The following is a 24,902-nucleotide window of genomic DNA, read 5'->3' as shown; positions in this document are numbered from 1 at the left end:
TCGACGCCGCAGGAGTCCCCGCGCGGTGCAACCGAGCCCAGCGATCAGCGCGAGCATCAGCACGACGAGGCTCGCTCTCCAACGATGCCGGCGGGATCGAGCGCCTCGAGCGTTCCGTCCGGGGTCGGGCCTCCATCCCGAACGCATAGGGTGGGCCGGGTGACCAGCGAGCACGACGTGACCACCCCGCCGACCGCCGCCAAGCGGCCCGTGACGCGGACCCACCACGGCATCGACTTCGTCGACGACTACGAATGGCTCCGTGACAAGGAGTCCCCGGACACCGTCGCGTACCTCGAGGCCGAGAACCGGTACACCGAAGCGCAGACCGAGCACCTCGGTGCGCTGCGGGACCGCCTGTTCGACGAGGTGAAGAGCCGCGTGCAGGAGACCGACCTCTCGGTGCCGGTGCGGATGGGCCAGTGGTGGTACTTCACCCGCACGAGCGAGGGCAGCCAGTACGGCGTGCAGTGCCGCGCCCCGATCAGCGGGCCGGACGACTGGACACCGCCGTCCCTCGACGAGGGCTCAGCCACCCTCCCGAACGAGGAGGTCGTCCTCGACGGCAACGCCCTCGCCGACGGACACGACTTCTTCTCGCTCGGCACGTACGACATCAGCGACGACGGCAGCCGCCTCGTGTACGGCGTCGACGTCGAGGGCGACGAGCGGTACACGCTCGCCGTCCGCGACCTCGAGACCGGGCAGGACCTGCCCGACACGATCCCGAACACCGGAGCCGGCGCGACGTTCGACCCCTCCGGGCGGTACGTCTTCTACCCGACGGTGGACGAGTCCTGGCGCCCGGACCGCATCTGGCGGCACGAGGTCGGCACCGCGGCGGACGCCGACGTGGTCGTGTTCGAGGAACCGGACGACCGGTACTGGGTCGGCGTCGGGGTCACCCGTTCGTCGCAGTACATCGTCATCGAGCTCGGGTCGAAGATCACCTCCGAGGCGCTCGTCCTCGACGCGTCCGACCCCACGGGCGAGTTCCGTGTGGTGTGGCCGCGTCGCGAGGGCGTGGAGTACGAGATCGAGCACGCGATCGTCGGGGGCAGCGACCGTCTGCTCGTCCTGCACAACGACGGCGCGGAGAACTTCGAGCTGGTCGACGTGCCCGCAGACGACCCGGCCTCGACCGCCGACCGCCGCGTGGTCGTCCCGCACCACGAGCAGCGGCGCATCGAGTCGGTGGACGCCTTCGCCAGGCACCTCGCGCTCGAGTACCGGTCCGAGGCGCTCCCCCGGATCGCCGTCATCCCGATCGAGGGCGACGGCTACGGCGAACCCCACGAGGTCCCCTTCGACGAGGCACTGTTCTCGGCCGGACTCGGCGGCAACCCCGAGTGGGACCAGCCGACCCTCCGCCTCGGGTACACGTCCTTCGTGACGCCGTCCGAGGTGAGCGACCTCGACCTGACGACCGGACAGGTGACCGTCCTGAAGCGGCAGCCGGTGCTGGGCGGGTACGACCCGGCCGACTACGTGCAGGAGCGCGACTGGGCGACCGCTGCCGACGGCACCCGCGTCCCGATCTCGCTGGTGTGGCGCAAGGACGCCGTCGACGCGGACGCCCCGGCGCCGCTGCACCTGTACGGCTACGGGTCGTACGAGCACTCGATCGACCCCGGCTTCAGCGTCATGCGCCTGTCGATGCTCGACCGCGGGGTGGTCTTCGCGGTGGCGCACGTCCGCGGTGGTGGCGAGATGGGCCGGCACTGGTACGAAGACGGCAAGACCCTGACCAAGAAGAACACCTTCACGGACTTCGTCGCCGTCGCCGAGCACCTGATCGACAGCGGTCGGACGAGCGCCGACCAGCTCGTGGCCGAGGGCGGCAGCGCCGGTGGGCTCCTGATGGGCGCGGTGGCGAACCTGGCCCCCGAGCGGTTCGCGGGCATCCTCGCCGCGGTGCCGTTCGTCGACGCGCTGACGAGCATCCTCGACCCGGACCTGCCGCTCACGGTGATCGAGTGGGACGAGTGGGGCGACCCGCTGCACGATGCCGAGGTCTACCGCTACATGAGCGAGTACACGCCGTACGAGAACGTCCGCGACGACGTGCAGTACCCGCGCATCCTCGCCGTGACCTCGATCAACGACACCCGCGTGCTGTACGTCGAGCCGGCGAAGTGGACCGCGAAGCTCCGCGAGGTCGGGGCTCCCGTCCTGCTGAAGACGGAGATGGCCGCCGGCCATGGTGGCGTCAGCGGACGGTACGACTCGTGGAAGGAGCGGGCGTTCGAATTGGCCTGGTTGCTCGACGTCCTCGGTCTGGCCGACGTCTCCCCTGCGGCCGCGACGGCGAACCCGATCGCGGCCGGCTGAGCGGACCCCGCGACCGACACGACGACGGCGCGCACCCGACCCGGGTGCGCGCCGTCGTCGTGTCCGACGGTCACACGCGGTTGAGCGCGTGCACCGCCTCGTCGTAGGACTCCTCCGCCAGCCGGACCCGGTCGCCGGCGAGCACGCCGTACCCGAACGTCCCTTCGCCTCCGCGATCGGCGATCCCGGAGTGCGTGCGGAGCGCGTCGAGTGCGTACAGCGACCGCACCCGCTCGGTGAGGACGTCGGCGGCGGTCCCGATGCGCTTCCACAGTGCGTGCGGGAAGGCGTCGTCCCCGAGCACGTCCATCGCGAGTCGTGCGCGCATCGTCCCCTGCCAGGCCAGTTCGGTCGCAGCCCGGTCGGCTGCTTCGCGTGCGGCTGCCGTGTCGGAGGTGTCGTCGGCCACGGCGTCGCGCACGAGCTCCCGGACGTGGGGCTTCACCGTTGCGGTGACGTCCTGGGCGACCTTCTTCGGCGACCGGAGCGCCCACTCGGTCGGGGCGGGCCGCTCGACGGCGTCGTCGAGGGCGTCGAGGAGCTCCAGGAACGGCTCCCCGTGCAGCGCCGCGACGACGTCCCGCACCGCGGAGTCGCGTCGCTCGCGCGTGGCGGCGAGGATGCGTTCGCGGGTCATGGCGTCGACGAGGGCGTCCTGCGCCGGCGTCGACGCCCGCGGCAGCCGCTCGACCAGGTACTCGGCGAGCGCGGCGCGGGCGGCCACGTCGGCGAGGGCGTCGGCGCCGGCGACGGCGCGGTCGACGGCGTCACCGGCGGCGAAGGCAGGTCGGTAGGTCTGCAGGATCGCTGCGATCTCCAGCGTCGTCGCGGCCACGTCGCGGAGCTCAGCGTTCTCGCCGGAGCGCAGCCGGGCCTCCTGGCCGAGCAGCGCGGAGCGCAGCTTCCCGAGACGCTTCGTGAGGATGCGCGCGGTCGTCCCCTTCTCGGGGCGGTCGACGGTCTGGAGGCGCGGTGCGGGTGCGCCGGCGAGCCCGCGTGCCAGCTTGGACGCGACGGCGGCGGGGCCGGCACCGACGGCCGCGAACCGACCGTCGAGCGCGGCGAAGAGCTCGTGAGCGACCTGTTCGTCCACACCGCCGAGGGTCTCGACCTCGACCTCCCGCCAGGTGCGCGGGTCGGCCGGAGCGTCGTCGTCGAGCCGTTCGGCGACGACCCGGTCGTCCGCGAGTTCGGCGATCTGGTCGCCGTCCTCGTCGAGCAGTCGGGTGACGGTGCGGGTGGTGGTGATGCGGACGACCGGGTGCAGTCCGCGGCCCCGACGCTCGGTGAACAGGGCGGCGAGGACCTCGTCGGGCACGGTGTCCGGGTCCTCGGTGAGCGGGAAGTGTTGCTCGTGCCGGACGGTGTCGGACTCGGCGCGCTTGATGTGCCAGCCGGCGTCGTGTCCCCCGGTGCGACGGCGGACGGTGACGTGCGCGGCGACCAGGTCGTACCGCTGCGTGTCCCAGTAGGTGGCGTCGAGCTCGAACGGCTCCTGGTGGTCGGCCCGCATGATGCCGCCGACGCCGATCAGGTCGGGGAGCGGGGCTCCGTCGGGCAGGTCGTAGGTGCGCTCGATCTCGAGGTGGGTGTCGCTCACGCGGTCCTGTCTACCAGGGTGGCGGCATGCTCCTCACCACGGGTGCCTCGGCTGGACCGAGCGGTTCGCCAGGCCAGGAGCCCGGCGACGACCACGGCGAGCCCGAGCAGGGAGATGATGCACGGCTGCAGCCGGATCGGGACGACCACCCACAGCGCGCCGCTCTCGATCAGGGTCGCCACTCCGAGCGGAACGAGCAGGAGCAGCCAGCCGCGTCGTGGCGCCTCGATCGCGACGAGCCAGCCGGCGAGCGCGAGGAGGGACGGCAGCACCGCCGGCAGGATGCTGACGGGCCAACCAGAATCCGGGACGACGAGCGGGGTGACGACCGCACCGACCGCAGCGGCCGCGATCAACGCGGCACCGAGGCGACGGCGACCGGGACTCGATCCGGGCAGGAGCAAGGCCGCCGCGGTCACCGCTGCGCCCGGGACCAGGTACGACAGGAGCCAGAAACCGATCACGCCGACGGTGCGGTCGAGGTCGCTCTCGTACCCGTAGTTGGGCTGCAGGATCAGCCACGGTCCGGTCATCAGGATCGCCAGGACGGCGACCGTGACCAGCACCGGGACGGTGCGGATGGTGTGTGGTGTCGCCGCTGTCGAGAACGGTGCGGTGGTCATGGTCTCTCCCCAGGTGGTACGCCGAACCCCTCGGCGGTGGAACAGTGCGGTGGTGAAGGCGCCGAAGGCCAACGCCGTCGGTGAGAGCCCGAAGTCGGCCGCGTCGCGCAGGTCCGCCTGCCATTGCTCGCGCCGGACCGGGCGGTGCTCGGCGGGTGAGATGGCCACGGCGGCGGCGACGAGGGCGCGGCTGAACGCGGTCACGAGGTCACCGGCCGGGTGCTCGGGCGCGGTGCGGGACGGGTGGCTGCGGCGTCGGCTGTTCGTCGAGCGTCGACGAGCTCGTCCGCAGCTTGACGCCCGTCGGCGGTGAACTCGTAGAGGCGGCGACGGGGCCCGGAACGCTCGGCGTCGTCGTCCCAGCTGGAGTCGACCCACCCCTGACGCTCGAGTCGTTCGAGGATCGGGTACACGGTGCCGGACGGCCGTCCGACCACCTTGATGAGTTGCAGCCCCCAGGCCGGGCCCTCTGCCGCGAGCAGGGCGGTGAGGACGTCGAGCGTCGGAGCGGTGACGCGGAGCAACGGTTCCATGCTCGTAACCTAGCTATGTAGGACAAGCCGGTCAAGAGCCTCCCGGGGAGCAGGACGAGAATGAGGACATGAGCGAGACGATCACCCGTGACGCGTTCGTGCCCCAGGCCGGCGGCGTCACCATGTTCACCACGAGCTGGTGCGGCTACTGTGCCCGGCTGAAGAACCAGATGACGAAGGCCGGTGTGCCCTTCCGCGAGGTCGACATCGAGCAGACGCCGGGCACCGCCGAGCTGGTCGCCGAGGTCAACGGCGGCAACCAGACCGTGCCGACCCTGGTGTTCCCGGACGGCAGCACCGCGACGAACCCGTCCCTGGCGGAGGTCCAGTCGCGCGTCTGACGCGCGCGGCGCGGCCCGGCGCGAGCTGGCCCAGCACAACGAGAACCCGCTCGAACCACGGACGTCCGTGGTTCGAGCGGGTTCCTGTTGTGCGGTGCCGAACGGCGCCGGGCCGGGCGACGCCCGCGTCGGGCCGCCGCCGAGCGCTAGCGGCTGAGCGCGTCCATGAGCAGCGCGGCCATGGCGTCGAGCTGGATGTCGCCGGAGTCGACGACCTCCTCGTCGGAGCCGTCGAGCGCCCGGGCCGCGAGTCCGGCCTTGCTGTCGATGAGCTCGGCGATCTTCGTGTCGATCGTCTGCGCGGCGATGATGCGCCACGCGGTGACCGGCTCCTCCTGCCCGATGCGGTGTACGCGGTCGATCGCCTGCGTCTGCTCGGCACTCGTCCAGGACAGCTCGGCGAGGACGACGTTGGACGCCACCTGCAGGTTGAGCCCGACACCCGCCGCGGTGAGCGAGCAGACGATGACGGCCACGTCCGGGTCGTTCACGAACGAGTCGATCTCGGCCGTGCGCTGCGCCGGCGTCTGGTCGCCGCGGATCGTCGCCGTGCGCAGGTGCCGACGGGCGAAGACCTCTTCCGCCTGGTCCATCACGTCGAGGTGCTTCGCGAAGAACACCACCTTGCCGACGTTCGAGGCGAGCTGCGCCGCGTAGTCCGCCGCGAGCTGCGCCTTGGCCCGGCCGATGCGGCGCACCATGGAGAACACGTTCTCGCCGGTGGACGAGGCGTCCTGGTCCTCGAGCTCCCAGCGGGCGACCTGGCGGACGAGCTTCTCGTCGATGCCGACGACCGGGTCCTGGCCGGTCCGGGCGGCGAGCGCCTGGTGGTACCGCTTGACGAGCTTCGCGGTGAGCTCGCGCTCGGCGTCGCGGATGGAGCGGCCCTCGTCGCCGTCGAGCTCGACGGGGATGTCGGCGATCCGGCGGGCGGGGATGTCCGCCGCGACGTCGACCTTGCGCCGTCGGACGATGCCGAGGTCGATCACGGCCTTCCGCGCTTCGGTGAAGAAGCCCTGGTCGGCCGGGGTGAGCCCGATCTCCTCGAGCTCGTTCATGAGCTGCGCGCGGGGCTTCTTGTCGTCGATCCAGCCGAGGAACTCCCAGATGGTGCGGAAGTCCTCGACGGAGTTGATGAGCGGGGTACCGGTCAGGGCCATGAGCAGCGGGTTCGCCGTCCGCTCCCGGATCTTCTCGGCGAGCTGCAGCACGTACTTCGAGCGCTGCGACTCCTTGTTCTTGATGAAGTGTGCCTCGTCGACGACCATGCCCTTGAAGCCGAACGTGCCGAGCCAGCCGACGTGCCGGTCGAGGATCTCGTAGTTGACGATGAGGATGTCGGCGAAGCCGTCGAGGTCCTGCCCGTCACCGTGGATGACGGTCGCGCGGTGGTTCGGCACCCAGCGCTCGGCCTCGCGCGCCCAGTTCGTCTTGACGACGTTCGGGACGACGACGAGCAGCGGGAAGGCCTTGGCCGCGTCCGCCGCGAGGAGCGACTGCGCGGTCTTGCCGAGACCCGGTTCGTCGGCGAGCAGGAAGGTGCGGTGTCCCTGCGCGGCGGAGGTGACGAGCTCGGCCTGGTGCTTCATCAGCGTCACACCGGAGGGGGTGTGCAGCGACGCGGGCTCGGGCAGCGGCATGGACGCTGCTCCCCCGCCGGCGCCGTACTCGAACGACTTGAACAGCGGACCGAAGAGCTCCCAGTTCGCCAGCCGGCGGGGATGGGCGACGGGCTGGTCGGCGAGCGCGAAGTCCGGCGGCAGGAACGGATTGGCGAGCTGGCGCTGCACGACCGCCTGCGGCACGACGGCACGCTCGGGGGTCTCCACCGCCGCGGTGGGTTCGGCCGCGATGACGAGGTCCTCGGGCTGGAGCTCCATGCCGGCGGCGATCATCATGTCGCGCTTCACGGTGCGGGTGGCCTCGGAGACCGCGGCCTCCTCGGTCAGGAGCTGGATGACGCTGGTGTCCCGGGCGGCGGTCTTCGCCAGGATCGTCGCGACGCCGTCCAGGCGCTTGAGCTGCTCGGCACGCTGTGCGTCGGTGAGCGTCGTGTCCGCCTTCACGCGGGCACGCTCCTCACGCATGAGCAGCGCCACTGCCTGGAACTTCGTGCGGTTCGTGGCCTTGAGGGCTCCGCGCTGCGCGGCGGCCTCGACCTCGCGGACGGCACGGGCGAGGACGGGGATGAGGCCGTCGTTGTCGAGCGGCCGGGTCCGGCGCGACGCCGTCCGCGTGCCACCGGCAGCGCGGCGGGTACCTGATCGAGCCAAGGCTCCTCCTGTTCCGCCCTCGTCGGGGCGAGCCACCCGGTACGGGCGGAAGTCGTGTCGGTGCGTCCGTCGCACCCGGGTCCTCCCCGGGCCGCCGTGGCCCGGAGCGCACCGGATCGTCCGGCTGACCGCATCGCACGGCCCAGGGTGAGGACCGGTGGTCGATGGAACGGCCTGCGCGGGAGGTCCGGCGCCGTCGCACGCACGCGTCGTCCCGGAACTGTGCCCCCGGAGAGCTCCGCCCTCCGGAGGGCCACGCCTCGATGAGAGGCCCACCCCAGGAGGTCCGAACCCGGACGACGCGGATCCGGCACCCGCACCGGTCAGGCGACCGGTCGTCGCGGCAGGAATCGACGCGACATGCGAGCACGCGGTGCGTGCGCGGTCAGTTTACTCCCCAGCCCACGTCGGAGGCGACTCCCCGCCCGCCGCGCGTGGCGGGCCTCCCGGCCGGTCGCCGTCGACGCTGCCTCCCGGACCGCAGCCGGAGCCGTCCCGTCGGGACCGCTGGTCAGACGCGCGGCGCGGACCGCGGACGGCCGGAGCCGGACGGGAGGCTCGGGGCCGGCTCCGCCAGGGCGGCCCGCGTCGCGGCGAGCAGCTGCTCCGCCGTCGCGATGCCGTTCGCCGACCCGGTGGTGGCCTGGCCGCCGGCGTGGGCGAGGAGCTGCGCGCCGATGGCGGGTCCGATGCGCTCGGCCTCCTGCGGGTTGCGGGCGACCCAGTCGCGGGCGACGGCGTCGGCGAGACGCTCGGCGGCGGCCCCACGCTCGGCGTCCCCGCGCGACCGGTGCCAGAGCCCGGTGACGACGAGGTGCGCGACCACGGCGCCGATGTCCCGCACCGGGTGTCCCCAGCCGGCGGTGTCGATGTCGAGCAGGCCGGAGATGCGCCAGGGCTCGTCCTCGTCGACGAACACCTGCTCGAGGTGCAGGTCCCCGTGCACGACCTGCTTCTGGCCCGCGGCCCACCCGATGGAGCGGCGGCCGATGGCGTCGTACAGCCGGTCGATCTCCTCGGCGTCACCGGGGAGCGCGGTCGTCAGCGTCCGACGGTGCCAGTCGGCGTGGTCCATCGCGTCGGCCCGGGCCTGCTGCGTCATCGGCACCGTGGCGATCCGCCCGGTGAGCGCGGCGAGGGACGCCACGAACCGCGGGTCGTCGGCGATGTCGGTGATGCGGCTGCCGGCGGGCACGCCGCGGACGAGTTCGAGGACGAGCAGTCCGTCACCGCGGCTCGCCAGCACCCGCGGCACGGGCAGGCCCGCGGCCGCGAACTGCTCGTGGGTCCGGACGATCGGGGCGACCCGGTGCGGACGGACGATCTTGATGAACAGGGTCCGTTCCGGGGCGTCCACCCGGACGACGGCGCGCTTCCCCGGTCGGTACGCGGCGACCGTCAGCGTCGGGTTCGTCACCGGCAGCCCGAGCGTGGTGAGGAGCTCCGCGACGGCGTCGCGGTACGTCACCTGCGGCAGGACCGGGAGGCCCGGGTCGTTCGGGTAGGCCCACACCGACACCGGGTCGCCGGTCGTCGGGTCGGTGACGATGGCGCTGTTCTGGTCGTGGGTGCCACCGGTGTCGACGTAGGTCAGGACGGTGGCGCGCTGGCCGGCCCGGTCGACGGTGTCCACCTCGTAGCCGTACAGGTAGCCGTTGCCGGACGGCTCGACCGAGTGAGCGCGCGCGGCGACGACCGTCGTCCCGGACCCCGCGAAGGCCTCGGGGATGACTCGCTCATGGTTCGGCCACACGTCCACAGTCAACCGTGTCACCGGGGATCCGTCGCGTTCGTGCCCGGCTCGGCGTGCGGCTCGTGGCTACCGTGGGAGCGTGAACCCGGTCGCGCCCCTCCGCAGCTCGAGTCGCACACCCTTCCTGCAGGTCGTGAAGACCGCGGTGGCGGTGGTCGCGGCGGTGCTCCTGTGCGAACTGCTCATCCGCGGGCCCTTCCCGACCTTCGCCGCGATCGCCGCCCTGCTCGTCGTCCAGCCGAGCATCAACCAGTCGTTCGTCAAGGGCCTCGAGCGGAGCGCGGGCGTGCTGCTCGGCGTGGTGCTCGCCACCGGGGTGCACCTGCTCCTCGGCGACGCCGTCGCGGTCGTCCTGCTCGTCGTCGTCCTCGCGATCCTGCTCGCCTGGGCACTGCGGCTCACACCGACCTCCGCGACGCAGGTCGGCATCAGCGGCATGCTCGTGCTCACCGCGGGTGTCGTCACGCCGAACTACTCGGCCGATCGGATCCTCGAGACCGTGGTCGGCGCGGTCGTCGCCCTCGCGGTGAACGCCGTCATCGTCCCGCCGGTGCTCATCGAACCCGCGCACCTGGCGGTCGCGCGGCTCGCCCGGGACACGGCCGCCGCCTTCGAGCGGATCGCCGTCGGACTGACCGAGGGGTGGGACGCCGGCCGGTGGGACGAGGCACTCCGCCAGGCCCGCGCGCTCCGCCAGCAGCACGGCAGGACCGAGGCGGCGCTGACGTCGGCGCGCGACTCCCTCACGATGAACCCGCGTGGCGGCCGGCACCGCACGATCCTCGAGCGCGACGTCGCGGTCGCCGAACACCTCCGGGTCCTCGTCACGCGCGTGACCGGCATGACCCGTGCCGTCCGGGACAACACCGCCCCCGACCTGCGCGCCGACCCGATGGTCGGTCGGATCGCCACCGAGATCGCCCGGATCGGCGCCGACGTCCGACGCCTCGGTGCACAGGTCGAGTCAGCGCGGCTGACGCCGGGTGAACTCGACGACGGCCCGGAGGACGCCACGCTCGAGCACGCCCTGACGGCCCCGCTCGCGGTGGTCCGGCCGAACTCCCGGCACTGGGTGCTCATCGGGGCCCTGCTCGAGGACGTCCGACGCGTGCGCGAGGAACTCCTCGGCGAGGACGACTGACGCCGGCCCCCGGTTCAGCAGACCCGCTCGCCCGCTGCCCGTGCGGCCTCGGTGGCGGTGGACAGCACCTCGCGCCAGACGTCGGCTGCGGGCCACGTCGGGTCCGAGGTGCCCATCTCCACGTCGGCGAAACGGCCGATCTCGGCGACCACGGCCTCCGGTCCGACCGCCCGTGCTGCGCGACCGGCGCTGTCCGGCACGGCCGTGCGCAGGTCGGCGACCACGCGGTCGCGGTGTGGTCCGTCGAGCGCTCCGAGGCCGACGACGCCCTTCCAGGCGGAGTCGAGCTCGGCGCGCAGGCGGACGATCTCCGGAAGGTCCGGGTCGTGCATGCTTCCCCCAAGTACAGGACGGTCTGTCGGGTGCAGCGTCCGAGGCGGAGCATAGCAACGAAGGGGGTACCGTCAGTACCCGTCAGTCTCGGGTGTCCACTGACCGCAGCCCGCACCGGTCGGCTGTGTCGCTGCTCAGGCGTCGTGACGACGGAACCGCCCACGCGGTCCGCGTTCGGTGCCACGATGGTCGCAGGAGGTCCAGATGCGCTTGTTGGTGGTCGAGGACGACGACGAGATGCGCGCGCTCATGGAGCGCGGGCTCGCCGCCGAGGGGTACCGCGTCACCGCGGTCGAGAACGGTGTGGAGGCACTCATCGCCCTGGGCGAGCAGCCCTACGACATCGCCGTGGTCGACGTGATGATGCCCGGCATGTCCGGCTTCGAGTTGGCGCGGCGCGTCCGCGAGCGCGAGGACCCGGTCCGGATCCTGCTCGTGACCGCGCGGGACGCCGTCGACGACCGTGTGTTCGGGCTCGACGCGGGCGCGGACGACTACCTCACCAAGCCCTTCGCCTTCGCCGAGCTCACCGCACGTCTGCGGGCCCTGGGGCGTCGCGAGCCGACCGGCGCCCCGCGCACCATCGAGGTCGGGGACGTCTCCATCGACTCGGAAGCCCGTCGTGTGTCCGTCAAGGGGCAGCGGGTCGCGATGAGCCCCACCGAGTTCGCCCTGCTGCGCCTCCTCGCGCGCTCGGTCGGCACCGTCGTCGACCGGCCGAAGATCCTCGAGGAGGTCTGGGACGGGTCGCAGCACGTGGACCCGAACGTCGTCGAGCAGTACATCTCCTACCTGCGGAAGAAGCTCGTCGCGCAGGAGGCCACCGTGGCCATCAGCACCGTGCGCGGCCGGGGCTACCGGCTCGACCTCGTCACGGCCTGACGACCGCGTGGTGCGGTCGGACGGCGGCGTGACCGCGGGGCGGGTGGCCGGGCGCCGACCGTCCCGACTGCGGTCGCTGTCGTTGCGCGCCCGGATCACGATCGGGTCGACCGTCATCGCCGCCGTCGTCATCGCCCTGCTCGTGCTCGTGATGCGCCTGCAGGTGGTCAACGTCGTGGCGAGCGCCACCGAGACCCTGCTCGACGCCGACACGGACCCGTACGTCGCGACGCTCGAGGTCGACAGCGACCCGAACCTCTCACCACCCGGCAACGCCCAGTTCGTCGCCGTGGTCTCCCCCACCGGTGAGATCACCCTGTCCTCGATGCCGCGCCGCCTCGAGCAGTCGCTCGGCAGTCTGCGGACGACGCCGGCCGGCACCTCGGTCGTCGAGCTCGGCGGGTCCCAGTACCGCGTGGTCGTCGAACACCCGGTGAACCAGGCCGGTCGCTGGACCGTCGTCGCTGCCCGCAACTCGCAGGCCGAGGCGATCGTCGTCGACGAACTCACCACGACGCTGTCCTTCACCGGTCTGGCGATCCTCCTGGCCTTCGGCGTCGCGTCGTGGGTGCTGGCCACCACCGCACTCCGTCCGGTCAACCGGATGCGTCGCGAAGCCGAGCGGCTGTCCGTCGCCCCCGAACGTGCCGAGTTGCCGGTCGGCCCGGCGCAGGACGAACTCGCCTCGCTCGCGACGACCCTCAACGCCTTCCTGGCGCGGACGCGACAGGCCACCGAACGCGAACGACAGATGGTCTCGGACGCGAGCCACGAGCTCCGCACACCGCTGGCGATCCTCACCACGCAGCTCGACCTCGCCGCGCTCGACCGGGACGACGCCCGCGCACTCGCCGCGCACATCGAGCGGGCGAAGAACAGCGTCGCCCGGCTCTCCCGACTGGCCAACGACCTGCTCACGCTCTCGCGGATCGAGGAGTCGGAGCGCCGCGCGGCCGACGGTGCCCCGCAGTCCGCCACGACCTGGTCGGACCTCGGTGACGAGGTGATGGCCGCCGTCGACCGGGTGCGGCTCATCGCGAGCGCGAAGGACGTCACCGTCGACTTCGAACTCGAACCGCCGACCGTGGCCGACGGTTCCGACGAGCCGCGGTACCGGCTCGACACCGGGGGCATGGCACAGCTCGTCACGAACACCGCCGGCAACGCCGTCGCGGCGCTCCCCCGCGGAGGCACCGTGCTCGTCAGCTGGCGGGCCGCCTCCGGCGAGGGGGTGCTGCAGGTCACGGACGACGGCCCCGGCGTCCCGGAGTCGTTCGTGCCGGTCGCGTTCGACCGCTTCACCCGACCCGACGAGGCCCGCACGTCCCGCCGCGACCCGGACCCGACCACCGGCGGGGTCCCGATGCCGGGCGGGTCCGGCCTCGGGCTCGCGATCGTGCGGGCGGTGGCGGAGCGGGCGGGCGGCACGGCGGCCCTCCGCAACCTGCCGACGGGTGGGCTCGAGGTGACCGTGCGGGTGCCCGCGGTGCGGGACGCTCCGGCGGTGCGCGCAGCGCACTGACCCGGACGGGAGCCGCGGTCACTGGAAGTCCCGCGACCGTGTCCGGACAGCGAGCGGGAGGTGCTCGATGCGGTCCGCGACGAGGTTGACCACCCCGTCCGGTGACCGCTCGAGGATCCCCCGCACGATGACCGCAGGGGACTCCCGTGCCACCCGGCGGTACCGGCCCCACACCCCGACGCTGCAGATGACGTTCACCAGGCCGGACTCGTCCTCGACGTTGAGGAACGTGATCCCCGACGCCGTCGCCGGGCGCTGCCGGTGCGTCACGATCCCGCCGACCTCCACGCGCCGACCGGTCTCCGCCGTCCTGGTGTCCTCGACGCTGAGCACCCCGCGCGCCGACAACCGCTCGCGGAGGTGCCCGACGGGGTGGTCGTCCGTGGACATCCCCGTCGACCACATGTCCGCGATGAGGACGTCCCCGCTCGTCATCTGCCCGAACAGCGGCGGCTGCACGACGACCTGGGTGTCCGGCAGCTGGTCGGGGCGCTCCGCCGCCGCCTGCGCCGCCGACCACATGCCACCACGACGATCGACCCCGAGCGACTCGAACGCGTCCGCGGCGGCGAGCGCCTCGAGCTGCGCGGTGGTGAGGCCGACCCGGCGTGCGAGGTCGGACATGTCCGTGAACGGTCCGTTCGCCCGCCGCTCGGCGACGATCCGCTCGGCGCTCCGGCGGCCGAGCGACGCGACCTCGGCGAGGCCGAGCCGCACGGCGGAGGCACCGTCACGACGGTGTGCGGCGGTGTCGTCGGGGGCGTCCCGATCGAACGGCAACACCGGCGGCTGCTCGGTGGCCAGGCAGGCGTCGTCCCCGACCGCGTCCGTCAGACCCTCGATCGGTTCGAGCGTCGCGTCGACCTCGGACCGCAGGATGTCCGGCCGGAGCACGCGGACCCCGTGCCGGCGGGCGTCGGCGACGAGGGTCTGCGGCGAGTAGAACCCCATCGGCTGCGCGCGGAGCAGCGCCGCCAGGAACGCCCCCGGGTAGTGCAGCCGCATCCACGCGCTCGCGTAGACGATGAGCGCGAAGCTGATCGAGTGGCTCTCCGCGAAGCCGAAGTTCGCGAACGCCTGGATCTTGGCGTAGATGGCGTCGGCGTCCTCGCCGTGGATGTCGTTCTCCGCCATGCCCCGGTAGAGCTTGTCCCGGAGCCGGTCGATCTTCTCGAGGCCGCGCTTCGACCCCATCGCCCGACGGAGCAGGTCGGCGTCGTCCCCGGAGCAGTTGCCGACCGCGATGGCCATCTGCATGAGCTGCTCCTGGAACAGCGGGACCCCGAGCGTCCGTTCCAGCACCGGTTCGAGCGCGGGGTGGATGTAGGTCACCGGTTCCTCACCCGTGCGCCGGCGGATGTACGGGTGCACCGCCCCGCCCTGGATCGGCCCGGGGCGCACGAGGGCGACCTCGATCACGAGGTCGTAGAACCGACGCGGCAGCAACCGGGGCAGCGTGCCCATCTGCGCACGGGACTCCACCTGGAACACGCCGATCGTGTCCGCGCGACAGAGCTGGTCGTAGACGCCCTGCTCCTCCTTCGGGATGGAGTGCATGTCCCACCGCTCCCCGCAGTGGTCGGCGGCCAGGTCGAACGAGTACTGCAGCGCGGCGAGCATGCCGAGTCCGAGCATGTCGAACTTCACGAGCCCCATGTACGCGCAGTCGTCCTTGTCCCACTGCAGCACGGTCCGACCGTCCATCCGGGCGTGCTCGATCGGCACGACCTCGCCCACCGGCCGGTCGGTCAGGACCATCCCGCCGGAGTGGATGCCGAGGTGCCGCGGGAACCCGAGGACCTGCTGGGCCAGGTCGACCACCGGCTCCGGGATGTCGTGGTCCTGGCTCTCGGTGACCGAACCCCACCGTTCGACCTGCTTCGACCAGGCGTCCTGCTGTCCGGGGCTGTGTCCGAGTGCCTTCGCCATGTCCCGCACCGCACCCTTCGGCCGGTAGGTGATGACGTTCGCGACCTGCGCGGCGTTGAACCGGCCGTACTTGTCGTAGACGTACTGGATGACCTCTTCGCGCCGGTCGGAGTCGAAGTCCACGTCGATGTCCGGTTCCTCGTCGCGCATGGCCGACAGGAACCGCTCGAACGGCAGGCCGTACCGGATCGAGTCGACGGCGGTGATCTCGAGCAGGTAGCAGACCGCCGAGTTCGCGGCCGAACCCCGCCCCTGACAGAGGATCCCCCGCTCGCGGGCGAACTGCACCATGTCGCGCACGATGAGGAAGTACCCGGGGAAGCCCTTGTCCTCGATGACCGACAGCTCGCGTTCGATGCGCTCCCGCTTGTGCGCGTCGACGCCGTCCGCGTCCCCGGGGTAGAACCGACGGGCCCCACGCCAGGTGAGCTCGCGCAGCCAGGTCATCGCCGTGTGGCCGTCCGGCACGTCGAGGTCGGGCAGCCCGGGCTTCGCGGTCTTCAGCTGGAAGCCGAGTTCGTCGGCGAGCACCACGCTCCGTTCGACGGCACCCGGCCACCGGGCGAACCGCCTGGCCATCTCGGCACCGGACCGGAGGTGCGCGGTGTCGGCGGCCGGCAACCACCCGTCGATCTCGTCCAGGCTGCGCCGGGCGCGGACGGCGGCCAGGGCGGTCGCCACCGGGAACCGGTCCGGGGTGGCGTAGTGCACGTTCCCGGTCGCCACGACGGGCAGCGCGTGCCGGGCGGCGAGCGCGGCGAGGACGTCGTTCCGGGCGCTGTCGAGCGCGTCCCCGTGGTCGGAGAGCTCCACGACGACGGAGCCCGTCCCGAACCGGTCGAGCAGCGCCCGCAGCGCCTGGTCGGCAGCGCTCTCGCCGCCACGTTCGAGGGCCTGGCGGACGGTGCCCTTCCGACAGCCGGTGAGCACCCGCCACCGTCCGCCCGACCGCTCGGCGAGGTCGTCGAGGTCGTACCGGGGACGCCCCTTCTCGGAGCCCGCGGCGAGGTGCGCGGCCGTCACCGCGCCGGCCAGCCGGTGGTACCCGTCCTGCCCGTCGGCGAGGAGCAGCAGGTGCGAGCCCTCCGGGTCGGGTACGCCGTTCTGCGGTCCGGTCAGTCCGAGGGACAGCTCGGCGCCGTAGACGGTGGTGACGCTCGGGTACGTCTCGGCGACCTCGGCCATCCGCGCGGCACCGTAGAAGCCGTCGTGGTCGGTGATCGCCAGTCCGTGCAGGCCGAGTCGCGCGGCCTCCTCGAGCAGGTGCTCGGGCGGGCTCGCCCCGTCCAGGAAGCTGAAGGTCGAGTGCGCGTGGAGTTCCGCGTACGGCACCGCGGGCGGCGCGTCCGGCGAGGCGACGTCCGCCGGACGGTACGGCGCACGCTTCCGCGACCAGGCCGGGCTGTCGCCGCCGTCACCCTCGGGGGTCGTCCCCGGGCTCCGCTTGTCGGAGAGGGCGCGCTCGAACTGCGACCACGGGATCGGCGGGTTGTTGTACCCCATCAGCGTCCGTCCTTCACGTCGCGATCGCCTCTGCCCACCAGCGGTGGTCGGCGAGGACCAGGTACCACGCCCGCCCCTCGGCGTCGACGAGCTGCAGGCGGTGCAGTCGTCGTCCGCCCGACTCCCACCACCGCACGACGAGCGGCCACGGCCCCGCCCACGCCGTGACGGGTGCGAACCGTCCGCCGCGGTCGCCGTCCGACCGGAAGCGTCCGGGTTCGCCGGTCAGGGTGCCCCGGTCGTCGACGTCCACCGGACCGCCGTCCGCCGTGACGACGTCCACCGGGCGCGGCCGCTCGAGGACCGTCGCCGGCGGCGGCCCGGGCAGCTTGCCCGGCCACGGGCGGTCCCGGACCACCGCGAGGGCGCGCTCGCCCCCGGCGGGTGCGTCCCCCCACGGCACGAGCACGACGCGTTCCGCCAGCGTGCGGCCGCCACCGATCCGGGGCGTGACGACACCGTCGTGCCCGACCATGCCCTGTACGCGGGCCAGGCCGTGGTGCACCCGCTCGTCGGGTCCGGAGCCCCAGAGTCCGCGCTCGTGGTTCGCGAGGTCGTCCACCGCGACGGGTTCGAGCACGACCGAGGTGACCGGCGCCTCGAGCCCGGTCGGGTCGACCCCGCCGGCGAGCTGCCACCGCACCCGGTCCACCACGTCGGCCGCGTCGAACCACCGCGGGTGCGCCCACACCCGTTCGAGCAGGACGTCCCGCTCGTCGACGATGCCGACCCGGATCGTCGTCGCCACGAGACCGGCTGCACGGAGCTTCGCGGCGAAGTCGTCGGCGGAGCGGCGGAACGCGAAGGCGATCTGGTCGGCGCGGTCGAGGGGCGGTTCGAAGGACGCCTGGACCTCGAGGTCGGGCGGCACCTCGCGCGCGGAGACCTCCCGCGGGTCGCGCCCACCGGCGAGGCGGTGCAGGAACGCCCCGGGGACGCCGAACCGGTCGCGCACCTGTTCGTCGGTGAGCGCGGCGAAGTCCCCGAGCGTCGCGATCCCGAGTCGGCCGAGGACCATCGCGAGGTCCGGGTCGCCGAGCACGCCGAGCGGCAGCGGGGCGAGGAACTCCGCCGACCCGCCGACCGGCACCATCCGGACGCGCTCCCCGGGCCGCCGTGGTCGTGCCCGTGCGGCCTGCTCGGCGGCGAACGGGGTGTCGGCCACCCCGGCCCGGACACCCGGTGCGCCGTGGTCGGCCGCGATGCCCGCCAGGACGGTCGCCGCGGCCCGTTCTCCACCGTGGTAGCGCGCCGGACCGCGGGCCCGCAGCGCGATCGTCCCGGGGCGCAGGACCTCCACCCCGGGTGCTGCTTCCTCGATGGCGCGGATGACCGGCTCGAACGCACGGTGGTCGAGCGCGTCGTCGTACGGCTGGGTGACGAGGTCGGTGCAGCGTGCCTGTGCTTCCCGCACCCGCAGCCCTCGGACCACCCCGACCTGCCGGGCCGAGGCGGAGCTGGCGAAGACCAGGCCCTTGGCGATGAGGGCGAACGGTTGTTCCGGGGGCGATCCGGCTGCCCGGGCGGCCGCGATGACGGGCCAGTCCGGGCACCAGAGGACGATCGTGCGGGTCGGCGGGGGTTCCGGCAGCCCCGCTCCCCGGCTGAGCGCGTCCGCACGGACGGCTCCCGCACCGGGCATCCCGACACCGGGCATCCCGACGCCCGACAGTGCAGCGCCTGCTCCCCCGCCCTTCGGCGTGCCCACCAGCGCTCGGCGCCCGCGGGGGCTCACGACGCCACCGCGACGGGACGCAGGACCCGCTCGTCGACCGGCACCGCGGCGACCGCGGTCGTCGGGACGGCCGCGCGGACCGAGCCGTCCGCAGCGGGCAGCAGCAGTTCGGCGCTCGTCGGTCGGACCGCACCGGCGCGCCCCGACGCGGTGACGGTCACCCGTCGCTCGGTGAGGTACCCGTGACCGTGGCCGATCCCGCTCCACCGGGACTCGGTGACGCGCAGGGTGACGTCCGCCCCGGGCCAGGACCCGAGCGCGACGAGTGCGGCCCCGCGCTGCCGGAGACGCGCGGAGAGCCGGGCGACGTCACCGGGCACCACGCGGCCGAGGGGACGGGTGAGGACGATCTGCGCGACGTCGGCGAGGGCCGCGGTCACCGCGAGCCACTGGTCGCCCGGGTCCGGCACCAGCACGAGTCGTTCCAGGTCGATCCCCGCCGCGGCCGCCGCCTCCACACCGAACGAGGGCACGCCGACCACTGCGCACCACGCACCGGCCGCCGATGCCGCCTGCAGCATCGTCTGGGCGAGCAGCACCGACTCCGGCACGGCGTAGGTGCCACCCGCGCGGATCGCACCGCCCGGCAGCAGCGGGGCGAGGGCGTCCGCGGTGGGCAGCCCGTCGGTGTCCACCCGGGTGGACTCCATGTCGGCCACCCGCGACCGCAGCGAGGTGATCCGGTCGAGTGCCGCCCGCGCTGCTCCGACGTGGTCGGCCCCGCGAGCCCCGTCCGCGCCCCCGCGAGCAGCACCGTTCCGCCCGACGTGCTCGCGGTCCCCGCGTCCGCGGTCGCTGCGCTCGTCGGACGACCGGAGTGCCGTCGCCGTCTGCATGCCCTCATGTTCGAACATGTGTTCGATGATGTCAACCGGCACCGACATCCGGTGGACAGCGGTTCGAACACCCGTTCGATGGTCACCAGTGCGCCGCCGCGCCCACCCCGCGGAGCACCGACACCGTCTTCGCCTCGACCTCGTCGGCCTCGTCCTCCGGCGAGGACGACCACGTCACCGCGCCGCCCGCCCCGAGCGTCCTGCGCCGCACGGACCCGTCCGGGTGGAGGACCGTCACCAGTGTCCGGATGGCCACCGACAGATCGACCGCACCGCTGGCCGAGAAGTACCCGATCGCCCCGGCGTACACCCCGCGCGGGGCACCCTCCAGCCGGTCCGCGATCGCCGTCGCACTGCGCTTCGGCGCTCCCGTCATCGACCCCGGCGGGAAGGCCGCCCGCACGACCGCGGCCCGGGAGGCCCCGGGTGCCAGGACACCGGCGATCGTCGACACCATCTGGTGGACGCTCGCGTACGTCTCGACGTCGCAGAGCCGTTCGACGCGCACCGACCCCGGGCGCGCCGTCCGCTGCAGGTCGTTCCGCAGCAGGTCCACGATCATCACGTTCTCGGCCCGGTCCTTGGCGCTGGTCGACAGGTCGGCGCGCACCACGGCGTCCTCGACCGGGTCGACGTGACGCGGTCTGGTGCCCTTGATCGGCTCGGCCAGCACACCGCCGTCGGCGTCGATGCGCAGGAACCGCTCCGGGGACCGGCTGGCGATCCGCAGGTCACCGGTCCGCAGGTACGCGCCGAACGGCACCGGATCGCTCCGGCGGATCCGCAGGTACTCCGCCAGGTGGCGGTCGCCGGCGACCCCGGGGTGGTCCAGGGCGTCCGGTGCGTCTGCTCCATCCGGTGCGTCCGGGACGGCGAACGCCGTCGTCAGGCACACCTGGAACGCGTTGCCCTCGCGGATCTCGTCACGGCACGTGTCCACCGCGCGCTCGTAGGCCGCGCGGTCGACGCGACCACACGCCTCCAGGAGGGACCGGTCGGGCTCCCGACCACCGTCCGGGAGGCCCGTGGCCCGGTCCGCCAGGTCGTCGTGCGGCTCCGGGGCGGCCAGCCCCCGGTCGTCCGGGTCCGCGCCGCACAGCCCGGCCGACCAGGCGCGGTTCGCCGCGGACGCGTCCGGCTCATCGTCGTCCACGAGGGTCAGCGCCCAGGCGGCTCCGTCCCCCCGCACGAGGACCGCACGGTCCACGAACCGGAGGTCGGCGTCCGCGTGTCCGTCCGCGGTCCGGTCGGGCCCGTCGACCTCACGCCCGAGCTCGTACCCGAGGAAGCCGACCCACCCGAGCGCGAACGCACAGCCGTCCACCGGTGCGTCCAGCGTCGGTGTGCGCTGCAGGAGGTCGTCGAGGACGGCGAACGCGGCTCGGTCCTCGACCCGGGACGACCCGAACCACGACCCCGCGGCAGGCGACACGTCGAGCCGGGCGACACGGTCCTGGTGACGGAACCGCGCGGCGAACGGCCCGTCCGTGAGGGCGAGCACCGACCACGCGGCACGGAGCCCCGCCGACGGTGGGGCCCCCTCCGGCAGTGCGGAGTCGAACCAGACCAGGTCGGTCGCGGTCCTCCTGGCGAGCACGGCGAGGTCGACCGGGCCGTCGAGCCTGCGGGTCTCGAGCCGCGGGCCGGCGCCTCCCTCGACGGACGGGGTGGGAACCGCCTCGGCCGTCAGACCGCGGAGATCGTCCATGCGGCGGCGTGGGCGGTGCCCGGCTCGAGCACGACGAGGCCGGCGTCCACGTCGGCGGCGAAGGCGTCCCCGTTGAAGGCGTTCGGCGCGCAGGTCATCGGCTCGACGGCCAGCCCGGCACGGTGGTACCCGGGGACCACGTGGTCGGCGGTGTGCACCTGCGCCCACCCGCACTCAGGGCCGAAGGCGACCCGGACGCCGTGTCCGTCCGCTGCCGTGACGGTGATCGCCGCGATGCCGTCGGTGTCGCGGTCGAAGCCGGTGAAGGCGTGGTCGATGAACCGCGGTCCGATGTGCGTCGGCGTCCGGAGGTCGAACTCGTCGTGCACCGGGACCAGGTCGGTCGGGATGAGCCGGTCCTCGGTGACCTCGAGGACCTCGGCGGCCGGGAGCGTCAGCGTCCAGTCGTCGACCGTGCCCGCGCCGGCGAGGAGGTACGGGTGCGGGCCGGTCCCCCACGGTGCCCGGTCGTCGCCGGTGTTCGTGCCGGTGACGGTGGTGTGCAGGCCGTCGGCGTCGAGGCGGTACTCCACGCGGACCTCGACCCGGTACGGGTACCCCTCCTGCGGCTGCACGGTCGTGGCGAGCACCACACGGTCGACGTCGTGTTCCAGCACGGCGAACTCGGTCCAGGCGACCAGTCCGTGCAGGGCGTGAGAGCGCTTCGGCTCGGTGAGGGCGAGTTCGTGCTCGGTCCCGCCGAAGGTGTACCGGCCGTCCACGACTCGGTTCGGCCACGGGGCGAGGACCGCCCCACGGAAGACCGGTCGGACCTCGTCCGCGTCGAAGGTGGTGACGAGGTCGCGGCCGTCGTGGCGGAGCGCCCGCAGGGTCGCGCCGACGCTCGCGATGTCGGCGGTGTAGCCGGAGGATGCGATCGACGTCTGGGACCCGGACCGGGGGGCTGCGCTGCTCATGCGGTCAGCGTATCGGCCGCGGGGACCCGGGCGGGCGACGGGGCGGGAACGGGAGAAGCCCCGTTGCTCGGGGAGCAACGGGGCTTCGGTGGTGGATCTGAGGGGACTCGAACCCCTGACCCCCTGCATGCCATGCAGGTGCGCTACCAGCTGCGCCACAGACCCATCGGCCGCAAGCGGCCTGTCGGTGTCCCTCCGGTTCCCCGGAGGCACCAGTACAGCGTACACCACGCGGAGACGGGGGAACGAAATCGCCGTCGCCTCCCGGGCGCGTCGCCGCTACGCGGACTGTTCTGCCGCCTGCGTCTGGTCGACCGGGAGGTCGAGCGGGATGACCGGGCAGTCCGACCAGAGTCGCTCGAGAGAGTAGTACTGGCGCTCTTCCTCGTGGAAGACGTGCACGACGATGTCCCCGAAGTCGATCAGCGCCCATCGGCCTTCACTGCGGCCTTCACGACGCAGCGGCTTCGAACCGGCCTCGAGCATGCGGTCCTCGATCTCGTCGGCGATGGCGAGCACGTTGCGCTCGTTGCGGCCGGTGGCGAGCAGGAAGACGTCGGTGAGCTGGAGCGGTCGGGTGACGTCGAGGGCGACGAGGTCCTCGGCCTGCTTGGAGTCGGCCGCTTGGGCGGCGATCTGCACGAGTTCGAGTGCGCGAGCGGAGGCGGTCACGGATTCCTTCCGGTGGTCATCCCGACGGAGGCGTCGCGATGTTCATGATGGGTGTCGATCATAGGTCAGACCGCCGACGACGGCCATGCCGACGAGGACGGTGAGCCCGGACCGACGACCCGGTGATCGGCTACGAGCCGAAGAAGTTGGTGGCCACCAGGGCGACGACGATCACGCCCGCCGCGACGACCCCGACCGCGCTGGCCGCGACCGCCAGGACCACGGGCGCCTTCGAGTCCTTGGGCTTCGCCGCGGCCAGGACGACCTGCCGCGTCGAGGTGTGGCTCGACACCGCACGGCTCGCGCGCACCGGGCTGGCGTCGGTGTCGGGCTGCTCGTCCTGCTGGTCGAGCAGCCGGTCGACCTCGGCGCCGTCGATCGGCCGGTGCGACCCGGTCGAGGACAGCGAGGACGGCAGGTCGATCGACCCGGTGAGGATGACCTCGCCGGTGGCGTTCAGCGCACCGGTCGGGTCCGCCAGGGCCGAGTTCGGCAGGATCATGGCGTTCGACCGCGCCTCGGTGACGCGGCGGGTGCCGGTCTCCTCGTCGTGGACCTCGGCGTCGTTCGAGTCGTGCGCGAAGGTGGACCAGTGGCCGCTCGGCGCCTCGAAGGCCGTGGTGACCGGCTTCGGCTCGCGGCCGGCATCGGACGACGCCGGACGGGATGCGGAGCCCGGCGCCGACGCCGAGCCGGAACGGACGGCGGAGGTCGGTCCGGACACCTGGGCGTCGGCGGGCACGACGGGCAGCGGGACCTCGTTCGTGTCGTCGTCGTCCAGGTCGAGCGGGAACACGCCGGGAGCCGCTGCAGCCGGGGCGGAGGTCGGAGCCGGGATGACGTCGTCGACACCGGTCCCCGCCGTCGTACCCGGCTCGTCGGTGACCGCGAGGTCGTCCGGGTCCGCGTCGTGCGGTGCCCAGGTGGTGCGGTGCAGGCGCGGCTCCTCCGCGTGCGCGGCCGCCGCCTCGAGGGGCTCGATCGCGTCGGGCGATCCGTCGGCGGCCGTGGCCTGCTCGACGGCTGCCGGGTCGAGGTGGGACACCTCGGGGTTCGGCTCCTGCCAGTGCGAGGTCTCGCCGCCGTCGTCCTCAGCGCGGGTGTCCTGACCGGCGTCGTCGTCCGACCGGTCTGCGGTGTCGGCGGTGTCGGCGGGGCCGGCGAACCCGAAGGGCACCAGCGGCGCCCGCTCGGGGTCGACGCCCGACGCGGCCGTCTCGGCGGGCGTCGGAAGGGACGGCACCTGTGCGTCCGGGGCCGGGACGGCGGCCGGACCGGACAGGGTGCCGAGCACGTCCTGCACCGTGCGGTCCGAGGAGTGCGGGGTGGGGTTCTGCAGCGGGACCGGACGGCCGCCCTGCTCCTGTGCCTCGCGGAGGAGCCGCAGCTGTCGGCGGGACATCCCGCCGGTGCCGGGCACGATCTCCGTCGCGGACGCCGGCGGCTGGTCCGGGACACCCGAGGGTGCGCTGGCGGACCGCGGGACGGCCGACTGGGCGGACGCCGCGGAGCCGGGCGCGACGTGCGAACCGGGACGACGCCGGGCCTCCGGCGCGCTGGTCGCGGCGACGGTCGGCGGTGGGGTCACGGGCTGGGCACCGCCGGACGCGGCGCGCTCACGCTCGCGCATCTGACGCCGCGACAGGGGCGGCTGCGCGTCGGACGGACTCATGCAACGCTCCGATACAGATGGTGCTTCGAGATGTACTGGACGACGCCGTCCGGTACGAGGTACCAGACGGGGGACCCGCCTCTCACCCGATCGCGGCAGTCGGTCGAGGATATCGCCAGCGCGGGGACCTCGAGGACACTAACGTCCCGTTCTGGGAGTCCGGTGATGCTCAACGCGTGTCCCGGTCGGGTCACGGCGACGAAGTGGGCCAGGTCCCAGAGGCCGTCGTGGTCCTTCCAGTCCAGGATCTGCTGGACCGCGTCCGCTCCGGAGATGAACACGAGCTGCGCGTCGGGGCGCTGCTCGCGGAGGTCGCGGAGGGTGTCCACCGTGTAGGTCGGACCCGGGCGGTCGATGTCCACCCGGCTGACCGTGAACATCGGGTTCGACGCCGTCGCGATGACCGTCATCAGGTACCGGTGTTCGGCGTCGGTGACGTCCGCCTTCATGTACGGCTGACCGGTCGGGACGAACACGACCTCGTCGAGGTCGAAGTGCTTCGCGACCTCGGACGCCGCCACGAGGTGACCGTGGTGGATCGGGTCGAACGTCCCGCCCATCACCCCGATGCGCGGCCGACCCGTGCTCTCGAGCATCG

The 24,902-nt window shown here is 73.1% G+C and carries 19 protein-coding genes and 1 tRNA gene; 5 read left to right on the top strand and 15 right to left on the bottom strand.

The genetic code is table 11. The features are described 5' to 3' along the window. Positions 1-177: 177 nt before the first annotated feature. Positions 178-2,331, top strand: a complete 2,154-nt coding sequence (locus DEI84_RS08910) for a S9 family peptidase (protein WP_375537651.1) — start codon at positions 178-180, stop codon at positions 2,329-2,331. Positions 2,332-2,401: 70 nt separating this feature from the next. Here the strand turns inward: DEI84_RS08910 and DEI84_RS08905 are convergent, their stop codons facing one another. Genes DEI84_RS08905 through DEI84_RS08895 form a run of 3 tightly spaced genes read right to left on the bottom strand, consistent with a single transcriptional unit; the run spans position 2,402 to position 5,087 of the window. Further along, a complete protein-coding gene (locus DEI84_RS08905; protein ID WP_110890542.1) occupies positions 2,402-3,931 on the bottom strand; it encodes a CYTH domain-containing protein in 1,530 nt (509 codons plus the stop codon). Then, the gene (locus DEI84_RS08900; protein ID WP_110890541.1) at positions 3,928-4,758 is read right to left on the bottom strand and encodes a hypothetical protein; all 831 of its coding nucleotides are present in this window, start codon (positions 4,756-4,758) and stop codon (positions 3,928-3,930) included. The genes DEI84_RS08905 and DEI84_RS08900 overlap by 4 nt, the downstream gene beginning before the upstream one ends. Then, positions 4,755-5,087, bottom strand: a complete 333-nt coding sequence (locus DEI84_RS08895) for a PadR family transcriptional regulator (protein ID WP_110890540.1) — start codon at positions 5,085-5,087, stop codon at positions 4,755-4,757. Before DEI84_RS08895 ends, DEI84_RS08900 begins: the two co-directional genes overlap by 4 nt. A 68-nt stretch (positions 5,088-5,155) precedes the next feature. Here DEI84_RS08895 and DEI84_RS08890 point away from each other — a divergent pair, with 68 nt between their 5' ends. Further along, entirely contained in the window at positions 5,156-5,428 is a 273-nt protein-coding gene (locus DEI84_RS08890) for a mycoredoxin (protein WP_110824018.1), read from the top strand. A gap of 146 nt (positions 5,429-5,574) precedes the next feature. Here the strand turns inward: DEI84_RS08890 and DEI84_RS08885 are convergent, their stop codons facing one another. Both DEI84_RS08885 and DEI84_RS08880 read right to left on the bottom strand, forming a co-directional pair. Beyond that, positions 5,575-7,701, bottom strand: coding sequence for a DEAD/DEAH box helicase (locus tag DEI84_RS08885; protein ID WP_110823848.1), 2,127 nt, complete (start codon positions 7,699-7,701; stop codon positions 5,575-5,577). 511 nt (positions 7,702-8,212) lie between these two features. Continuing rightward, entirely contained in the window at positions 8,213-9,475 is a 1,263-nt protein-coding gene (locus tag DEI84_RS08880) for an aminoglycoside phosphotransferase family protein (RefSeq protein WP_110890539.1), read from the bottom strand. A gap of 58 nt (positions 9,476-9,533) precedes the next feature. Here DEI84_RS08880 and DEI84_RS08875 point away from each other — a divergent pair, with 58 nt between their 5' ends. After that, positions 9,534-10,595 (top strand): aromatic acid exporter family protein, encoded by a 1,062-nt coding sequence (locus DEI84_RS08875; protein WP_258371742.1) that lies wholly within the window; start codon positions 9,534-9,536, stop codon positions 10,593-10,595. Positions 10,596-10,609: 14 nt separating this feature from the next. Here the strand turns inward: DEI84_RS08875 and DEI84_RS08870 are convergent, their stop codons facing one another. Continuing rightward, entirely contained in the window at positions 10,610-10,927 is a 318-nt protein-coding gene (locus DEI84_RS08870) for a hypothetical protein (protein ID WP_110823846.1), read from the bottom strand. A 205-nt stretch (positions 10,928-11,132) separates the two neighbouring features. On the opposite strand from DEI84_RS08870, the gene DEI84_RS08865 reads away from it, so the two are divergent. Both DEI84_RS08865 and DEI84_RS08860 read left to right on the top strand, forming a co-directional pair. Beyond that, positions 11,133-11,810: a response regulator transcription factor gene (locus DEI84_RS08865; protein WP_110823845.1), complete on the top strand. Its 678-nt coding sequence runs from the start codon at positions 11,133-11,135 to the stop codon at positions 11,808-11,810. Positions 11,811-11,838: 28 nt separating this feature from the next. Further along, positions 11,839-13,332 carry a cell wall metabolism sensor histidine kinase WalK gene (locus DEI84_RS08860; protein WP_110890603.1) on the top strand — a complete coding sequence of 498 codons (1,494 nt, stop codon included), beginning with the start codon at positions 11,839-11,841 and terminating at the stop codon, positions 13,330-13,332. An 18-nt stretch (positions 13,333-13,350) separates the two neighbouring features. Here DEI84_RS08860 and DEI84_RS08855 read toward each other — a convergent pair whose 3' ends face one another. The 9 genes from DEI84_RS08855 to nadD form a co-directional block, all read right to left on the bottom strand. Then, the gene (locus tag DEI84_RS08855) at positions 13,351-16,764 is read right to left on the bottom strand and encodes an error-prone DNA polymerase (RefSeq protein ID WP_110890538.1); all 3,414 of its coding nucleotides are present in this window, start codon (positions 16,762-16,764) and stop codon (positions 13,351-13,353) included. 13 nt (positions 16,765-16,777) lie between these two features. Further along, positions 16,778-18,406, bottom strand: coding sequence for a DNA polymerase Y family protein (locus tag DEI84_RS08850; RefSeq protein ID WP_110890602.1), 1,629 nt, complete (start codon positions 18,404-18,406; stop codon positions 16,778-16,780). Positions 18,407-18,495: 89 nt separating this feature from the next. Then, positions 18,496-19,353: a hypothetical protein gene (locus tag DEI84_RS08845; RefSeq protein WP_181419394.1), complete on the bottom strand. Its 858-nt coding sequence runs from the start codon at positions 19,351-19,353 to the stop codon at positions 18,496-18,498. A 64-nt stretch (positions 19,354-19,417) separates the two neighbouring features. Beyond that, a complete protein-coding gene (locus tag DEI84_RS08840; RefSeq protein ID WP_110890537.1) occupies positions 19,418-21,043 on the bottom strand; it encodes an anthranilate synthase component I family protein in 1,626 nt (541 codons plus the stop codon). After that, positions 21,022-21,960, bottom strand: a complete 939-nt coding sequence (locus DEI84_RS08835; protein WP_181419395.1) for an aldose 1-epimerase family protein — start codon at positions 21,958-21,960, stop codon at positions 21,022-21,024. The genes DEI84_RS08840 and DEI84_RS08835 overlap by 22 nt, the downstream gene beginning before the upstream one ends. Before the next feature lie 89 nt (positions 21,961-22,049). Then, positions 22,050-22,125: transfer RNA gene (locus DEI84_RS08830), tRNA-Ala, on the bottom strand. Between the two features lie 114 nt (positions 22,126-22,239). Beyond that, positions 22,240-22,632, bottom strand: coding sequence for a ribosome silencing factor (rsfS, locus tag DEI84_RS08825; RefSeq protein WP_110823841.1), 393 nt, complete (start codon positions 22,630-22,632; stop codon positions 22,240-22,242). 130 nt (positions 22,633-22,762) lie between these two features. After that, complete coding sequence (locus tag DEI84_RS08820; protein ID WP_146236335.1) at positions 22,763-24,304, bottom strand: hypothetical protein; 1,542 nt, start codon at positions 24,302-24,304, stop codon at positions 22,763-22,765. Then, positions 24,301-24,900 carry a nicotinate-nucleotide adenylyltransferase gene (nadD, locus tag DEI84_RS08810; protein ID WP_110823839.1) on the bottom strand — a complete coding sequence of 200 codons (600 nt, stop codon included), beginning with the start codon at positions 24,898-24,900 and terminating at the stop codon, positions 24,301-24,303. The genes DEI84_RS08820 and nadD overlap by 4 nt, the downstream gene beginning before the upstream one ends. Positions 24,901-24,902: the final 2 nt, after the last annotated feature.

The sequence above is a fragment of the Curtobacterium sp. MCBD17_023 genome, assembly GCF_003224415.1.
In the GTDB taxonomy this organism is placed as follows: Bacteria; Actinomycetota; Actinomycetes; order Actinomycetales; family Microbacteriaceae; genus Curtobacterium.
This window is presented reverse-complemented; position numbering and strand designations above follow the sequence as displayed.

What these genes read in the sequence shown, in the direction of transcription:
- DEI84_RS08890 (WP_110824018.1), top strand. Translation starts at nt 5,156, where the DNA reads ATGAGCGAGACGATCACCCGTGACGCGTTCGTGCCCCAGGCCGGCGGC.
- DEI84_RS08845 (WP_181419394.1), bottom strand. Translation starts at nt 19,353, where the DNA reads ATGTTCGAACATGAGGGCATGCAGACGGCGACGGCACTCCGGTCGTCC.
- DEI84_RS08850 (WP_110890602.1), bottom strand. Translation starts at nt 18,406, where the DNA reads ATGCCCGGTGCGGGAGCCGTCCGTGCGGACGCGCTCAGCCGGGGAGCG.
- DEI84_RS08840 (WP_110890537.1), bottom strand. Translation starts at nt 21,043, where the DNA reads ATGGACGATCTCCGCGGTCTGACGGCCGAGGCGGTTCCCACCCCGTCC.
- DEI84_RS08835 (WP_181419395.1), bottom strand. Translation starts at nt 21,960, where the DNA reads ATGAGCAGCGCAGCCCCCCGGTCCGGGTCCCAGACGTCGATCGCATCC.
- DEI84_RS08870 (WP_110823846.1), bottom strand. Translation starts at nt 10,927, where the DNA reads ATGCACGACCCGGACCTTCCGGAGATCGTCCGCCTGCGCGCCGAGCTC.
- DEI84_RS08855 (WP_110890538.1), bottom strand. Translation starts at nt 16,764, where the DNA reads ATGGGGTACAACAACCCGCCGATCCCGTGGTCGCAGTTCGAGCGCGCC.
- DEI84_RS08865 (WP_110823845.1), top strand. Translation starts at nt 11,133, where the DNA reads ATGCGCTTGTTGGTGGTCGAGGACGACGACGAGATGCGCGCGCTCATG.
- nadD (WP_110823839.1), bottom strand. Translation starts at nt 24,900, where the DNA reads ATGCTCGAGAGCACGGGTCGGCCGCGCATCGGGGTGATGGGCGGGACG.
- DEI84_RS08820 (WP_146236335.1), bottom strand. Translation starts at nt 24,304, where the DNA reads ATGAGTCCGTCCGACGCGCAGCCGCCCCTGTCGCGGCGTCAGATGCGC.
- DEI84_RS08895 (WP_110890540.1), bottom strand. Translation starts at nt 5,087, where the DNA reads ATGGAACCGTTGCTCCGCGTCACCGCTCCGACGCTCGACGTCCTCACC.